The organism is Dictyobacter sp. Z7_2, from assembly GCF_057551105.1.
Genome location: NZ_BAAJPE010000002.1, coordinates 3642225 through 3658077 on the forward strand (window position 1 = coordinate 3642225; position 15853 = coordinate 3658077).

Annotated in this window: 12 protein-coding genes; 6 read left to right on the plus strand and 6 right to left on the minus strand. The window is 50.6% G+C overall.

The window, feature by feature from the left end; all coding sequences use genetic code 11:
• Nucleotides 1-160: 160 nt before the first annotated feature.
• Nucleotides 161-1219: a hypothetical protein gene (locus AC27N8_RS28810; RefSeq protein ID WP_487071948.1), complete on the minus strand. Its 1059-nt coding sequence runs from the start codon at nt 1217-1219 to the stop codon at nt 161-163.
• A 512-nt stretch (nt 1220-1731) separates the two neighbouring features.
• On the opposite strand from AC27N8_RS28810, the gene AC27N8_RS28815 reads away from it, so the two are divergent.
• Entirely contained in the window at nt 1732-2034 is a 303-nt protein-coding gene (locus AC27N8_RS28815; RefSeq protein WP_487071950.1) for a hypothetical protein, read from the plus strand.
• Nucleotides 2035-2478: 444 nt separating this feature from the next.
• Here the strand turns inward: AC27N8_RS28815 and AC27N8_RS28820 are convergent, their stop codons facing one another.
• The 3 genes from AC27N8_RS28820 to mutS form a co-directional block, all read right to left on the minus strand.
• Entirely contained in the window at nt 2479-3438 is a 960-nt protein-coding gene (locus AC27N8_RS28820; RefSeq protein ID WP_487071952.1) for a YihY/virulence factor BrkB family protein, read from the minus strand.
• 191 nt (nt 3439-3629) lie between these two features.
• Nucleotides 3630-5408: a DNA mismatch repair endonuclease MutL gene (gene mutL / locus AC27N8_RS28825; RefSeq protein ID WP_487071954.1), complete on the minus strand. Its 1779-nt coding sequence runs from the start codon at nt 5406-5408 to the stop codon at nt 3630-3632.
• Complete coding sequence (mutS, locus tag AC27N8_RS28830) at nt 5405-8098, minus strand: DNA mismatch repair protein MutS (RefSeq protein WP_487071956.1); 2694 nt, start codon at nt 8096-8098, stop codon at nt 5405-5407. The genes mutL and mutS overlap by 4 nt, the downstream gene beginning before the upstream one ends.
• 322 nt (nt 8099-8420) lie before the next feature.
• Here mutS and AC27N8_RS28835 point away from each other — a divergent pair, with 322 nt between their 5' ends.
• The gene (locus AC27N8_RS28835) at nt 8421-10079 is read left to right on the plus strand and encodes a mucoidy inhibitor MuiA family protein (RefSeq protein ID WP_487071958.1); all 1659 of its coding nucleotides are present in this window, start codon (nt 8421-8423) and stop codon (nt 10077-10079) included.
• Between the two features lie 52 nt (nt 10080-10131).
• Here AC27N8_RS28835 and AC27N8_RS28840 read toward each other — a convergent pair whose 3' ends face one another.
• On the minus strand, nt 10132-11829 hold the full coding sequence (locus tag AC27N8_RS28840) for an ABC transporter ATP-binding protein (protein WP_487071960.1): 1698 nt from the start codon (nt 11827-11829) through the stop codon (nt 10132-10134).
• A gap of 253 nt (nt 11830-12082) precedes the next feature.
• Between AC27N8_RS28840 and AC27N8_RS28845 the strand changes: the two genes are divergently transcribed.
• The 4 genes from AC27N8_RS28845 (at nt 12083) to AC27N8_RS28860 (ending at nt 15199) form a co-directional block, all read left to right on the plus strand.
• Nucleotides 12083-12694, plus strand: a complete 612-nt coding sequence (locus AC27N8_RS28845; RefSeq protein ID WP_487071962.1) for an ECF transporter S component — start codon at nt 12083-12085, stop codon at nt 12692-12694.
• 125 nt (nt 12695-12819) lie between these two features.
• Nucleotides 12820-13638: an energy-coupling factor transporter transmembrane component T family protein gene (locus AC27N8_RS28850; RefSeq protein WP_487071964.1), complete on the plus strand. Its 819-nt coding sequence runs from the start codon at nt 12820-12822 to the stop codon at nt 13636-13638.
• Between the two features lie 27 nt (nt 13639-13665).
• Complete coding sequence (locus AC27N8_RS28855; protein WP_487071966.1) at nt 13666-14568, plus strand: ferredoxin family protein; 903 nt, start codon at nt 13666-13668, stop codon at nt 14566-14568.
• Between the two features lie 193 nt (nt 14569-14761).
• Complete coding sequence (locus AC27N8_RS28860; protein WP_487071968.1) at nt 14762-15199, plus strand: YbjQ family protein; 438 nt, start codon at nt 14762-14764, stop codon at nt 15197-15199.
• Nucleotides 15200-15296: 97 nt separating this feature from the next.
• Here AC27N8_RS28860 and AC27N8_RS28865 read toward each other — a convergent pair whose 3' ends face one another.
• A complete protein-coding gene (locus tag AC27N8_RS28865) occupies nt 15297-15671 on the minus strand; it encodes a hypothetical protein (RefSeq protein WP_487071970.1) in 375 nt (124 codons plus the stop codon).
• Nucleotides 15672-15853: the final 182 nt, after the last annotated feature.

Genomic DNA, 15853 nt, shown 5'->3' on the forward strand with positions numbered 1-15853 from the left:
TATCCGTAACTCTATCACAAAGCGCAAGACAATTCGCTGTATCCTGCGCTTTTGATAGTGTTGTATATTGGGCGCATTATATCATATTGTTTTTATCAAAAAGAAGAGGCGGGATGATACTTACTCATACCGCCTCTGCTTATGAAGAATGTAACCATGATTACTTTTTTGGGGCGCTCAAATTTTTTTCGGCTTTCTGATAATCGTTGGCACTTCCTATATGGAAGACAATCTGCGTTGTCGTATCAGGGGCTCCAACTTGATTTAAGGTCAATGTATCGTTGTTATCATTGATTTTGCCCATCAGCGTGTCTGGGTTTCCATTGACGATGACTACGACGTAAATGATGTGATTATCTCTATTGTACATTCCTGTTGTTGGCGCAGTGAGCGTTTGTGGTGAGCCATTGGTGGCCACGCCTGCGAGCTGGAGTTGGCCCTTTAATTCGCCATTCTGATTTGTCCAGTGCAGATAGTAGATGATCTTTTCACTGGTACCCGTTGTCGATGTCGGTGTTATACTGGCGATCCAGTCAGTTGGTGGGTCTTGCGGGCGGTTGATAAACAACAGAAGTGAGACAACTATAATTGCGAGCACAAGTATAATCGCCGCCCCAATAAGCACTCCGCTGTGTATAAAGATGCCTGTACGCGACTCTTGAGCAGGAATTGGCACTTCCTGGGCTGCCTCGAAACTTTCATCGCCATCTGTCGGAGAGGTTTCAGACCAGGCTGGCGTGGCTGTATCTGACCACACTGGAGCTGCTGCCTCACCCTCAGACCAGCCCTGTGCCGTCACTCCGGCTTCATCGGGAGCAGAAGCCTCGGACCAGACCTGAGTAGGAGCTTCGGCCTCGTCAGGCGTAGCATTCTCAGACCAGACCTGGGTAGGAGCTTCGGCCTCGTCAGAAGTAGAGGGTTGGGACCAGACCTGGGTAGGAGCCTCGGACTCATTAGAAGTAGGGGGCTGGGACCAGACCTGAGTAGGAGCTTCGGCCTCGTCGAGAGCTGGTTGTTCCGCTTCATCTTTTGGTGGCTCAGTTGCTGATGCCGATTGGGTAGGAATATCCTCTGAAGCAGAGAGTACTGGTTGCTGTTCTGTCTCATCAGTAGGTAGATCGGAAGCAGGCAATGTCTGTTTCGGCGTTTCTTCTGAGGAATGGAGAGCGGGTTTCTGCTCTGGTTCCTCGGACGATGGAGGCTGTGGAGGTAGACTCATGAATGACCAATCCTTTCATCTTAGCAGAATACCATCGCTTACGTCAGCTGAAGCGCTTTACAGGTACTTGCAGCATAAATAACTGTCTGGCAATTATATATATAATGTAAATTTTGTCTGATCTACACTATATAATTCAATTTACGCATCTTAACAGAAATTATTATCTCTGTCTAGGCCACAACCATCAACGTGCGGAAAAAAGAGAGCTATTTAGTAGCTCTGGCGGCATGCTAAAGATACCTTAAAAGAGGAGAAACTGAAAAGTTATTATGTGCAAAATCAGTGTGAGAAAAAGCGATTGAGCAATGCCATAGCTCAGTCCTGGCATTGCTCAATGCATTACGGATCACTATCCATTAGATTGTGGTTAGAAAGTATCATCCACTTTCAAGGAAAAAGACGAGTAAAAATCACTCTATCTCCAAGCGCGCGTCGTTCAGACGTGGGGTATTTGGAACTATTCTCGATTATGTGAGACCTCTATGAGATTGTTGCATGCCATGGAGGCGGTGGCGAACCGAAATGCGGAGGTGGAGGTCCCCAGTGAGGTGGCGGACCGAAATGCGGAGGTGGAGGTCCCCAATGAGGTGGAGGAGGCCCCCAGTGAGGTGGAGGAGGTGGAGGTCCCCAATGAGGTGGAGGAGGCCCCCAGTGAGGTGGAGGAGGTGGAGGTCCCCAGTGAGGCGGAGGAGGTGGCGGGCCAAAATGAGGCGGAGGGGGTGGTGGGCCAAAATGAGGTGGAGGAGGTGGCGGGCCAAAATGAGGCGGAGGGGGCGGCGGGCCAAAATGAGGCGGAGGGGGCGGTGGACTAAAATGAGGCGGAGGAGGTGGATATAAGGGTGGGATTGGAGGTGGAAGTGATCGGGATGTATCTTTGTTCAATGCTGTTGATGCTTGATGTATCTGTTGAATATGTGTCATGGCATGTACATGAGAGGGTGTGTGTATGGCGGTAAATCCCAGGAAGAGAGCCGCGACGCCTAGCACCTGTGTACTTTTGGCTAGTGTTTTGCGATGTTTCCTCATTTATTACCTCTTTTTGTTAATTACTGTAGTAGTAAACTTTACCCTACAATTGATGGATTTATACGATATAAATCCTATTTATATTATAAAATTTGTGACAATCGAAAATAGCCAATTAACATGATTATGGACACATTTTATAGAGCTATAGGGAGTTTTTGCAGGATTAAAGGATAAAAAGAGCCCCCGATTAATATTTGTCGTTAATCGGGGGCTCTTTTGGTAGTTTTTTAGTTGCTGTGGCTGGCGCGGGTCACAAAATCGTGGGGCGTAGGTTGAATATTTTCAACGAAGTATGCGTTCACTGTTGCTCCTACCAGCGTCACCATGGAGATGAGGTAAAAGAAAATCATGAAGACGAGCGCAAATGCGATCTGGTTTACTACGCCGCTTGTATATTTACTTGCATACAAAGGGAAGAGGACCAATCCTATTTGTAAGAAGATTGCGGCTGTTGCTGCGCCTAACACGCTTGACTTGAGCTTACGCTGTAAATTGGCCTGACGATTGGGAAGAAATGTGTAGATAATTTCAAACAGTAGAAAGGAGACAATTAAACTGCTTGCGATACCAACGATACGATTGAGAATATTTGTCGGCGCGTTGAGCGCTGTATTCTGTAGCAGAGATAGTAGCGCTTCTGGCACGATGGAGGCGAGCACCAATAAAGGCGTCAAGACCATAAAGACCAGTACCATGATAATTGCCCGTAGATTTTTTTGCTTGGGCGAGCGCTGGGGCACGCGATAGATGATATCAAAGCAAGCCTCCAGCAATGTAAAGAGACGAGAACCGAAGACAATAGCGGTAATGATACTGATAACAATCCAGATGCCCGAACTCTGGGAGAACTTTTGGAGCGCTGACTGTGTGATCTGTGCTGGTAAGATCTGCGCTGGTAGAAATGATTGCAAATGCTTCACAAATTGCGTACGAGCCTCATTGTTAAGTGTCCCAATGAACTGGCCCACAATGGCTACGAGTAGAATACCCAGGGGGATGATCGATGTGACCAGGCTGAAGGTGAGTGCCTGTGTCAGGTGTAAAGACCAATCATGATAAAACTTTTTTATGAAATCTCTAAACGTCTTTGTTCCGGACTTGAGTGTATCTGCCGCATCAGAAGCCATATCCTGAGCCTTTTGTTGGGTCTCTGAGTCCCCTTTTTGTGTGGATTGGTGCGCTGCCACGCTAGGCCCTCCTCTATGTATAGCTATATTTATAAATCCATATGATTTTAGCGCGCAAAAAATAATTGCATTTCAAGAAATCGCAGTGTCAGGTGCGAATTACTCGCTAATGGGTCTACGGATGACCTTGTTCGATCGTTTCAAGCACCTATTCATCTCCTGTAGACGTGCCGGAGAGGCTGGAGGATCGACTACCAATCGAATCTGTCGATCAGAAACGAGCGGCTATAGTGGAGCAATATGGGGCTTCCATGTGGGCAGACTGCAGGTGCTGCGGCTCTAGCAAGCGCTTTAAGTAGCGTATATTGCTCGCCGGGACTCAATGTACGCCCGCGACGTAGTGCGGAGTGACAGGCCAGACTTATCAGGAAGTGCTCTTCCCACTCTATGCTATCCTCGGCGGCGATCTCGACCAATTCTTGCATATGAGCCGCAAGCTGTTCGCTACCCTGGCTGGCTGGAACTGATCGAATCAAAAAGCTGCGTCCACCGAAGCGTTCACAGTCGATGCCAAAGCTTTTGAGCATCGGCAGGCGCTGCTCAAGCAGTTCAGCCTCGTAGCGTTTCATTTCGATCATCACGGGTTCGAGCAGGAGGTGGGTATTATTCTCTGTCCCTGCATCGGTGACTCCCGTATAGGTGCTCCGCAGATGTTCATAAATCACGCGCTCGTGAGCACGATGTTGGTCGATGAGATATAAGCTGCCATCTGGAGCCTCGGCCAGAATTACCGCTTGCTGCAATTGCGCCAGGCATTGTAAGCTGGCGATCACCTCCGCCGTTCCTGGTGTGGCTGTCTCGATGCGATAGCCTTCCGAGGTTTCTGAGACGTGTAAGCCCTGTCGCCGAGGTCCAGGAAGGCGTCTCTGGGTCGCGAGGACGGGTCCAGGAAACTGCACTGCAAGCGGTGAGGCAGGAATCCTCTCCAGGACAGCTTTGATGGTCTGCGTGATGGCTTCTTTGATGGTAGCTTCACGAATGAGATGAATATCTGTTTTTGCTGGATGTACATTGACATCCACCTCTTCAGGAGGCACGTCCAGGAAGAGCACCAGCAGAGGATGCTTCCCCTTTGGGAGCAGGTGTTTGTATCCTCGCTCGATTGCATCCTGGAGGGTACGCGATTGGATCGAGCGACCGTTGATGAACAGGGAGATGTATTGACGGCTGTTCTGCGATAAGACACGATTGCCAATGATGCCGTTGATCTGATAGTGTACGCCATCATCGCTATGCATCTCCTGTAACAGATCATGGAGCGAGAGATGATACAGCTCGGTAAGCGTTGTCTCCAGATTGCCGCTTCCGCTTGTCTGTACGGCGATATGTTCATCGATGCTGAGCGCAAAGCGGACGTCCGGATAGCCAATGGCGTAACGGCGTAGCAGCTGAATGATATGACCATTTTCTGTGCGGGCGGCTCTAGTATAGCTCAAGCGGGCGGGAACGTTATAGAACAGATCGGCGATCGTTACGGTTGTGCCGTGTGGACGCGCACGTCGTCCGCGCTGTATCAGCTCACCGCCGCGCCAGGTGATCCAGAGGGCTGACTGGACTGCTCCATCCTGCTCCGTCTCCACGGCGCGGCTCAGGATGGTCGTCTCAGAGACTGTCGCGATACTTGCTAAGGCTTCGCCGCGAAAACCCAGCGTCCGGAGGTGATCAAGATCCTCAAATGCCTGAAGCTTGCTGGTCGTATGTCGAATGCTAACCTGTTCCAGCTCCTGTTCGGGGATACCATAGCCATCGTCGCTGACACGGATCAGACGTAGCCCACCCCCTCTGATCTCAATCCGTATCTCATGGGCGGCGGCATCCAGAGCGTTCTCCAGTAATTCTTTTACGACCGATGCTGGACGTTCGATCACCTCGCCCGCAGCGATGCGCTCGGCGACCGCTGGCGGCAGCGCCTGTAACGGTGAGCGCTTAAAATCGGCTACTTGTCTCTGTGAATGAGAAAATTGCTTCATCGATAAGATATCTTCTTCATTTTTTGTTGGAGAAACAACAGGTTCAAAGCATCGAGTGGAGTAATGGCATGCACATTGATATCGTCCAGAGCGGACTCCTGACCGCTTTGTTCTAACCGTTGGGCTATCTGTCGTGCCTCCTGGCTCTGCCACGCGAAGGTGTGGGAGCGTTGATCTCTTCCTGTTGTAGCATAAGATCCATTGGTTTCAGCCACGCGGGTTGCTTGTTGTGTGGAGTGGGCTGGTCCAACGGCATGTGTGCCCGTTTCCAGTTGCTCCAGCACCGTCTCTGCGCGTCTGATGATCTTCTGTGGCATGCCAGCCAGTCGGGCAACGTGGACGCCGAAACTATGTTCAGCGCATCCCGGCACGACATGATGCAAAAAGATAATCCCGCTCTGCTCATCTTCACTGATGGCGACCGTGTAGACATGCAGATGAGCCAGTTCGTCGGCCAGTACCGCGAGCTCGTGATAATGTGTTGCGAACAGGGTGCGCGCCTGGATATCGTTGTGCAGATGTTCAACGACGGCGCGAGCGATAGCCAGACCGTCGTAGGTGCTGGTCCCGCGTCCGATCTCGTCGAGAATAATCAGACTGTGACTGGTGGCATGATGCAGGATGGTCGCTGTCTCTTCCATCTCCACCATAAAGGTGCTTTTGCCCGATGCGATATCGTCTTCCGCTCCGACGCGTGTGAAGATACGATCCACCAGACCGATCCGAGCCTGGCGAGCTGGAACGAAGCTCCCAATCTGAGCAAGCAGCGTGATCAATGCGACTTGGCGCAGATACGTCGACTTTCCGGCCATATTCGGCCCTGTCAAAAGCAGGATACGCTCGCCATTCTCAGCCTCCAGACGGGTATCATTGGTGATAAAGACATCGCCATTGAGCGTATACTCTACCACTGGATGCCGTCCGCCTGTGATCTCTAAGCGTTGGCCTTGCTCAATCACAGGTCGTGCATAACCCTGATGCGCAGCAACCTCAGCCAGACTTAAGAGCACATCGATCCTGGCGACCGCCGCCGCACTGGTCATGAGTGTCTGATAATGCAGTGCCAGCTGGCGTAAAACATCGGCATAAATTGTGTGTTCCATCTCTTCGATGCGCTCGACGGCGCTGAGTATACGAGCTTCATGCTCTTTGAGCTCCGGCGTGATATAGCGTTCCGCATTGACCAGTGTCTGCTTGCGCATATAATCATCTGGTATCAGCTTGACATTGGCATGACTCACTTCGATATAGTAGCCGAAGACCTTGTTGAAGCCGACTTTCAGCGCTTTGATATTCGTACGTTGACGTTCACGTTGTTCGAGCGAGATCATCCAGCGTCGCGAATCGCGGATCGACGTAAAGAGCTCATCCAACTCGGCGTGATAGCCTGGACGAATCAACCGCCCTTCATCGCCCTGCTCAAGCTCCTCATCGCGTCCGACCAGAGCGTGTTGGATTAATGCGCTGACCTGCGGACAGGGATCAAGCTCTTCAGCGATCTCTAACAGGAGCGGCGACTCACAGCTTTGCAGGAGATCGCGTAACGTGGGCAGGACGGCCAGATACTCGTGTAATCCCAGAACCTCATTGCGCACGGCTGTTCCCTGTCGTATGCGTCCAGAGACGCGTTCCAGGTCCCCCAGTTCTTGCAGACACATCGAGAAACGGCTACGGATAGCCGGACTCTCATACAGCTCTTCGATACTTTGCAAGCGTCCATTTAACTCCTGGAGATCTAGCAGAGGCTGTGTAAGCGTACGTCGCATCTGTCGTGCGCCCATCGGAGTGATCGTGCGATCCAGTACACCGAGCAGGCTGCCCTGGAGCGATCCGCTGCGTGTGCCCTGGAGGAGCTCCAGATTGCGTTGCGTATGGGCGTCAAGGACCATAAAATTCGTTGTGCTGTATGAACGCAATGATGTCAGCAACGCCAGCAAAGAAGCATTCATCTTTTCCAGATAGGCAACAATCGCGCCAGCCGCCGCGATGGCCTGTGGCTGTCGGGCGCAGCCATAAGCTTCCAGTGATTGCACACCAAATTGTCGGCACAGACGTTGCTGAGCCGCTTCCTGCTGATAAAAATATGGCGGGCAGTGCGTGATCGTGATGTTGCGGGACGGAAATTGATACGCATCTTTGGGGCTACCCTCAATGAGCAGGCATTCAACCGGAGCCAGACGTTGCAACTCGGCATCCAGAGCCAGAGGGAGCTCATCGGGAGTAAACCAGCTGACGATAAACTCGCCTGTGCTGACATCCACTGCTGCCAGCCCGGTCTGTGTGCGTCCAGGCGCAATCGCCACCAGATAATTATTCTGGCGTGCTGGCAGCAGATTGGGCTCGGAGAGTGTCCCCGCAGTCAGGATGCGCGTCACGGCACGGTCAACCACATCGCGGCCTTTGGGAACCTCGCTGCTCGTCTGCTCGCAGATGACCACCTTGTAGCCGCGTTGCACCAGCTTGCCGATATAGTTATCCAGCGCATGAACCGGGATACCAGCTAACGGAACGCGCTCTTTTCCTTTGCCATAGCTACGCGTTGTGCGCACAATCTGCAACTCGCGTGCAGCAATATAGGCATCCTCATCGAAGGTCTCAAAGAAGTCGCCGACCTGATACATGAGAATCGCATCAGGGAATTGTTTTTTGAATTCAAGATATTGTTTGCGGGCGGGACTCAAGCTCGACATAGCCACACATTTCTTTGTATTGAGATGAAAAAGAGAACCTCTGTACATTACCGTATTCTGCACATGTTGTCAAAAGGTGGTACTTGTCGAAACGCCAATCAGGGGATTCCTACGGCACAAGCAGACAGAAGGGCTAGAGAACCGCTGAAAAAAAGCTGTGACAAAACTTTTTCGCTCATAGAGCGTATTTTATACTAGGGACATTTTACAACCCAGGAATGCACACGTCTGAAAAAGAGAAAAATCACATTTCTACACAACACAGCAGATCCCCAGAGCCAATCTCCAACGTTCTCAAGACGAAAGAAGGAATTTTACTATAATGACAGACCTTATCGCACCGATTACAGCTGTCACCGTATACTCAGATCGTGCTCTAGTCACGCGTCGCGGGAAACTGACGCTCGAAGCGGGCGAGAATGAACTACGTATTAACAACCTGCCTCCATTTTTGCGTGACTCACTCAGAGCCTCTGGCCGTGGACCTCAAGGAACGCGCATTTTAAATGTTGACGTGACAACTGCCTTTTATCCACGTCCGCCCGAGGCTGACTTTGCCCAACTGCAAGCCGATCTGGAGCGCTTACAGCATCAGAAGCAGCTCCTTCAGGCCAGGCAAGATGCCTTGCAAGATCGAAGACAATGGCTGCGTGCGCTTGGTGAGCAGTCAAAGGACTTTGCGCGTGGTCTGGCTCAAGGACAGATCAAGCCCCAGGACTGCGCAGATTTCTTTCAGTTTATGTCGACCCAGGCCGGTCAGGATGCGGAAGCTGCCCTCCAGTTAGAGCTTCAGATTCAGCAGGTCCAACAAGAGATTGAGGCCCAGAAACGGGCGTACAATCAGCGCCAGGGAGACTTAATCGTTGCCGATCGACAGGCTGCCGTTGTGGCTGTCGAGCTTGGAGAGCCCGGTGAATTAGAGTTAGAAATCTCCTATCTCGTCCGTAACGCCTCCTGGTATCCACAGTACGACGTGCGTGTGCAGACCGATGAGGTGCAGACGCGTGGCACGGTCGAACTTACCTATATTGGCATGGTACAACAATCCACTGGCGAAAATTGGGATAATGTCGAGCTTTCGCTATCCACCGCCCGGCCCAGTCAGGCATCCATCTTGCCGGAGCTTCAGCCCTGGTATCTCAAAGAATACACCGCGCCACCTCATCCTCAGGCCGTCGCTGCGCCCATGATGGCCATGACATCCAGGCCCAGAAACAGATCGGTATTAGCAAAAGCGAGTGCCATCGGCGCAGCCAGCGAAGAATCATTTGGAAGTGAAAGTCTTGACCTGGATGTAGCCGAACTATCTGCGTCATCGCTGTTCGAGGCCGAAGTAGCTATTGCCGCCGTCGAGAAAAGCGGCACGGCACTTGTCTTCCGCGTCGGACGCTCAATCGACATCCCATCGGACAACTCGCCGCACAAAACAACCATCGCTCGCGACGACCTGCCCTGCGACTTTGACTATGTCAGTGCTCCTGCGCTTGAGACTAACGCGCACATGCGAGCCACCATCATCAACAGTACCGAGCGCACCCTGCTTGAAGGACAGGCCAGTATCTTCCTCGGAGCCGAATATGTCGGCACAACCACGCTGGCCTTCACCGCCGCCAGAGAAGAATTTAAAGTCTTTCTGGGCATCGATGATGGCCTCAAGATCAAGCGCGAGCCCACCGAACGTGCCGTCGACAAAGGAAACCTCTTGCAGGGAGACATCCGGCGTAGCACCTATGCCTATCGTATCAACATCCACAACTACGCCGCCGGTCCACGCAAAGTCATTGTTCGCGATCATCTGCCCGTACCCCAGCACGAGCGCATCAAAGTCAGAGTGCAGAGCATCACGCCACCGCCCGTCGAGCGCACCAAGCTTGAACTGCTCACCTGGGAATTCTCATTGGCTCCTGAAGGAGAGTACACCATAGAATATCGCTTTATCGTAGAGCATCCACAAAGCCTGCCCATCATCGGACTCCCGTAGGGCTCTGTTAAGGATCTATGGCTCCACTGAAGAGAGCAAGCAGGTGGACGTATCACCCGATGGCCGTCACCACCTGCTCCATTGTTAATAAACCGGGTGTGCCAAGGCGATCCGCGAGTTCTGTGAGTGGTGGCCGGATCAAGTTGGCTTGGGCAAGTAAGTCGGGTCGTGTAAAGAGAGAGGCAGGTGTGTCATGAAAAATGAGCTTGCCCATACTCATAACAGCCACATGTTGTGCATATTGCGCGACCAATGTCATATCATGCGTGATGATCACTATCGTGTGCCCTTCGTTGTGGAGCGTGGATAGTAGATACATTAAAGCTTCTGCATTGCGTTGATCCTGACCAAAGGTCGGCTCGTCAAGGATTAAGATATGTTGCCCCGCTGCAAGGACGGTCGCGACGCTTAAGCGGCGCTTTTCGCCATGGCTTAGTGTAAAGGGATTGGCCTTCCTGAGACGTGTCAGGCCGAAGCGCTGGAGTAAAGCCATCGTACGCTCTTCTATCTCCGCCTCGGATAGGCCGATGACGCGCATGCCGTAGCTGATCTCATCAAAGACGGAGTCGGTGATAAATTGATGTTCGGGATTTTGAAAGACGTATCCTATCTCATGCACGAGATCACGCGGGGAGAACCTGATGATATCCTTGCCATGGAGTAGAACCGTGTTCGGAGCAGGATGAAGAATATCTACCAGATGATGTGCCAGTGTTGTCTTGCCTGCTCCATTGGTGCCTACCAGAGCCAGGAAGTCTCCCTGGGGGACGCTCATGGTGATTTTGTCGAGGATTGTGCGCTGGCCATGGCGAAATGAGAGCTTCTGGACCTCGATGGCGGCTGGTTTGTGCGTCTTGTCGGAAGCCGTCAAGATCGGGGTGACAATGCTTGATCTGGTTCTGCGGCTTGCTTGTTCTAAGGCATCCTGTGCCTCGATGAGAGTGATTGGATATGCCTGAGTAGCGATTCCCTGTGCATGTAACTGCTGCATCAGCAGGACAATCTGTGGCACCCAGACACCGTAGACTTGCAGGATCGTAATCGAGTCATAAAAGACACTGCGTGCTGGTCCGTCAGCGATGATAGAGCCGTTCTGACCAAATACAACGACGCGATCTACCAGATCCATCAGATCATCAAGCTTGTGCTCAATTAAAATAATCGTATGCGTCCCCTGAGTCTTGATTTCGCGCAGCAGAGCAAAAACATCGCGTGTCCCCACGGGATCTAGATTGGCAGTCGGCTCGTCAAAGACGAGAATCCTGGGCTCCATTGCCAGCAGCGAGGCCAGAGCAATACGCTGCTTCTCGCCACCAGAAAGCTGATCTACCTTACGATAACGATGCTCCGGCAGCCCGACAGCCAGCAGTGCTTGCTGGATACGTGCATTCATCTTTTCGGGAGGAAAACAAAGATTTTCTAGCCCAAACACAATCTCATCTTCGACTGTCAAGGTGGCAAACTGCGCCTCTGGATCTTGAAAGACGATTCCTACGCGTTGAGCCAGCTCAGCCACGGTCTTCTTTTGCGTATCCATGCCATCGATGTGCACATTTCCCTGGATGATAGAGCCGATCTCGTGCGGTACCAGACCATTCAAGGTGAGAGCCAGCGTACTTTTTCCACATCCCGATGCTCCCAACAATAGCACTGTCTCACCTGCCTGGAATTGTAAATTGACAGCTTCCAGAACAGGCTGTTTGCGTCCAGGATACTTGACTGTCAACGCACTCATTTCAATTAATCCCATGTTATTCCTCTTGTCTGATTGCTGGCAGAGCTCATGATTATTTTTTATCTCTGCCCCTTGACAAGTATATTAGCATGACCTAATATCTTAGTAAAGAGGTCGGATATTAGCATGTGCTAATGTCTTTGTTTTGTGGGAAGCAATCGATCTCTTGTGTGTAACAAACATGGTCAGCCTTATTTGGATCAGGCCCCAGCCTGATGAAAAGTAAGGCGTGATTATACAGGCGTCTACGTCTGGAAGGAAACGAACAATGAGTGAATCTTCTGCCATATCTCATAAGAGGTATAGCTGGCTCGCGTGGAGTACCAGGGATATTTTGTTGATCGCTGCGATTGGAGTCGTCTTTGGTATTGTTCTGACAGTGCTTTCATATCCCTATCAACTATCCGTCGTCTTTGGACCATTGGTGGCCTGGGCCTGGATTGGCCTCTATATTTTACCAGGCTTTTTTATCGCGTACATTTTACGTCGTGTGGGAGCTGCCTTTCTTATAGCTATACTGTACAGTCTGGTTATTTTGCCTTTTTCACCCTATGGGCCTTCGGTTTTAATCACAGGTCTGATGTATGGTCTTGGTGCTGAAATAGCCGTTGCCCTTGTCACACAATATCATCGTTTCAGTGTCGTCTCCATGCTGCTCACTGGTGCGATTGGAGGCGTCGTATTGTTAATTATCTATGCTATTCTCTACCCGACTGCCTTTAATCTGGCAGTGCCGGTGCTGGTGGGCGTGATCGTAGTGACGATTCTGAGCAGTACTGTAGGGGCATTTCTGGCCAAGCAACTGGCTGATGCCGTTGCCCGCACGGGTGTGCTCTCAAGGACGGCCCTGAAGGCCGGAGGCTTGCAAGAAGAGATCTAAGGAGTTAGTTCTCCCTTAAACTCTACGCGATGTGGGTGAAAAGCTGATCCTATTTTCAGAGAAATTTTTACTCATATCGTCTGAAGTTTGAGGTTCAAGACAAACATAGAAAGCATCAAGTGATCGTGAATACGTTTTATCAGGAGACGGACTCGCCGCTTCATCGGCTTAATCCGCTTAGCAAGTTAGTCGCGCTGATCCCTATCCTGCTCTTTGTGTCGCTGACCAACGCTCCCTGGCTCCCGCTGGCATTTATCATCTTGCTTATCGGCATCATCCTGTTGATTGGGCGCACGTCTGTGATGCGTTTCATGCGTATTAATGGACCCCTGCTATTTATGATGCTTGGCTTTTTTATCTTTTATCCATTGACCATTCGCCCTGAGCTCGTGGGATCTTCGCCGGTGCTTTTTCGTCTGGGACCAATCAATGTGTACCAGATCGCCATCTACTATGGAGTTGGCGTTGTGGTACGTGCTTATGCGCTCATCTTGATCTCGCTCTGCTTCAGCTTGACAACTGACTCAAGTGACTTTATTCGTGCGCTGGTTCAGCAATGGAAATTGCCTTATAAAATTGGTTATGGAGCTCTGGCGGCTTTTCGTTTTGTCCCGATGTTGCAGGGAGAATTGAAATTGATCCAGGCGGCCCATAAGATCCGTGGTGTCGTGGATCAGAGAGGTTTACTTAGCTTCTATGTGCGTATGCGTCGCTACGCCGTTCCTTTGCTGGCGACGGCCATTCGTCGTGCTGAGAGAACCGCGCTGGCGATGGATGGTCGTGCCTTTGGCATGTTGGCGACACGCACATATTATAAACGCTTTCGCTTTCATATCCGTGATTATGTCTTTGTGGGATGCTTCTGGCTGATCTGCATTCTGCTGATCATAATCTTCTGGTATTTTGGCTGGCTAGGACCCCTGTCATGGTTAAAGCAGCTTTAAACAGTCGTGTGAGAAGAGGATAGCACCGTGGACGATAAATATTTTTGTGCTCAGATCTCTGAAAAACGGCAAGATCCGCTTATTGGTCTGGCGACCCATGCGGAGCTCTGGCTGATGGTAGAGTATACAGGTCCGTGGGAATATATTGCGGTATATCATAATCGGTTGCCGGAGCCTGTCAGAGAATGGCTTAAGGAACTGGCCAATAGCTATGCGACGACACATACTATTGTGCTCTTCATCCGTAAAAGCGTGCGGCCTGTGGAGGGGATACATTGCTTTGTTGGTGTGACGTGTGAAGAGCGGGAAGCACTTTACTCCTTTCGCTTTGATCGTTATGAAGATCTGCTCGCGCTCGACTTTGATGCTCTGAGAGCTGGTGCACCCGCTTATGATAGCGCTCTTACCTCCGAGCCAATGTATCTGATCTGCACCAATGGGAAGCATGATCGCTGCTGTGCCAAATTTGGGATGCCGATCCATCAAGAGGCGTCTCGCCTGGCAAGTGAGCACACGTGGCATTGTACGCACATGGGAGGAGATCAATTCGCCGCTAATCTATTATGTCTTCCACATGGCGTCTGCTATAGTCGTGTCACAACGGCTGAGGTAGCGCCTATCCTGGAAGCGGATCGACAGCGCTGCGTCTATCTTAATAAATATCGCGGCCGCACCTGTTATCCTGATTTTGTGCAGGCTGCCGACTACTATCTGCGCGTGCAGACCGGCAATACCTCTCTGGATGCTTTTCGCCTGCTCGATGTCAGGAGTGAAGATCATGATAAGAAATCTATCCTTTTCCGTTGTGTCTCTGATCAGAGTCTACACGATGTGAGTATCAGTGGCGTATTGAGTGAGTTAGCCCCCACGCCATGCCTGTGTGAGAATCCTGCCAAAAATGTGCGCATGGAGTTCCAACTCCTTGGATAGCTTCCTGGCATAGTTTCTTTCCGCAGATGTGTGGAAGTTGCTATTGGAAATTGTCTGCTAAAGCACGTTTATCCTTCACAGAGGGAGATCCAGGGGCTGATGTCGTGTAACATGGCGTTGCGCCTCTGGTTTATCTTCTGCGATCGACAAAAATTTCAGGCGGATGATACGTAAGAAAGCGAGTAACCTTCACATGGCTGGACCTAGAAATGCAATGGATGTCAAACCAGGCTATCGCGGCCGTGCTTTCACATCAGATCTTACCGGACAAGAGTTTTGGCTGGTTATCGATAAAGGATTTCAACCGATGGGTATGGTGGTTGGGAACTGCATCTATTCCATGGGAGCAGTGCGTAACTGGCTCGTGGGTATTAAAGGAAACTTCCAGGGAGAACTGAAAGAATATTCCGAATTGATGTATCAGGCGCGTGAGCTCGCGATCAGTCGTATGCAATTCGAGGCTGATCAGCTAGGTGCGGATGGTGTCATTGGGGCCGATGTGAAGGTTGAGTTTATGCATAATAACGAATGGATGGAAGTCACTGCTATTGGAACTGCCGTGCGTTATGTTGGGGCGGGACCTAACTTGCCACCAACGAATCAGGGGCGTGTAGTAATTCCTACCAATTAGCCACCTGTATCAGGCAACCAAAGCCCCATCTGTAACAGAATATAGTTACAGATGGGGCTTTGGTTCATTATGAGAATAAGTTATACATTTTTATAGGCTATACATGTTCATAAGAATTTTCGGGAAAGATCTTTTTACTTAGCAGCAGTTCTATAATGTCATGACGGAGACGATAGATTTCTTGCAGGTCATTGAATTCTTGCCCGCAGGAAGCGATAATTTCACGTGGTTTGAGGCCGCAATGATAGAGTAGATACGCCAGACGTTGACTACGGGGATTGGGTAAAATCTCCTGGATCTTTTTCCATAGATCTTCGCTATTTGTAGGAGAATTCTCCTTAATTTCAGGAACCTGTCGCATTGAAGACCATAGCGCTGTTTGTGTTGCAGATAGCTCTTGAGCTTTCTGCTTTTGTAACAGATGTTGTGTTTGATTAGCTAGTGGCCCAGTAAGCATTGATCTTTCTATCATAATACGCTTAAACTTTCTTCCTTTGCTTTGAGCCTGACGAGACAAAGCATGTGAACACACAATTGCCGTAGGTTTGGATGAAGGCTGATACAGATAGTGTACTGTGCTAAAAATGATCGTGCATCCCTAAAAAGAGGGAATTTTGTACCGGTTTGTAGATTGCCGATCCAGGAGTTATCCAC

Coding starts and splice junctions, on each gene's coding strand:
- AC27N8_RS28810 (WP_487071948.1), bottom strand. CDS start 1,219: ATGAGTCTACCTCCACAGCCTCCATCGTCCGAGGAACCAGAGCAGAAA.
- mutL (WP_487071954.1), bottom strand. CDS start 5,408: ATGAAGCAATTTTCTCATTCACAGAGACAAGTAGCCGATTTTAAGCGC.
- mutS (WP_487071956.1), bottom strand. CDS start 8,098: ATGTCGAGCTTGAGTCCCGCCCGCAAACAATATCTTGAATTCAAAAAA.
- AC27N8_RS28835 (WP_487071958.1), top strand. CDS start 8,421: ATGACAGACCTTATCGCACCGATTACAGCTGTCACCGTATACTCAGAT.
- AC27N8_RS28840 (WP_487071960.1), bottom strand. CDS start 11,829: ATGGGATTAATTGAAATGAGTGCGTTGACAGTCAAGTATCCTGGACGC.
- AC27N8_RS28845 (WP_487071962.1), top strand. CDS start 12,083: ATGAGTGAATCTTCTGCCATATCTCATAAGAGGTATAGCTGGCTCGCG.
- AC27N8_RS28860 (WP_487071968.1), top strand. CDS start 14,762: ATGGCTGGACCTAGAAATGCAATGGATGTCAAACCAGGCTATCGCGGC.
- AC27N8_RS28865 (WP_487071970.1), bottom strand. CDS start 15,671: ATGATAGAAAGATCAATGCTTACTGGGCCACTAGCTAATCAAACACAA.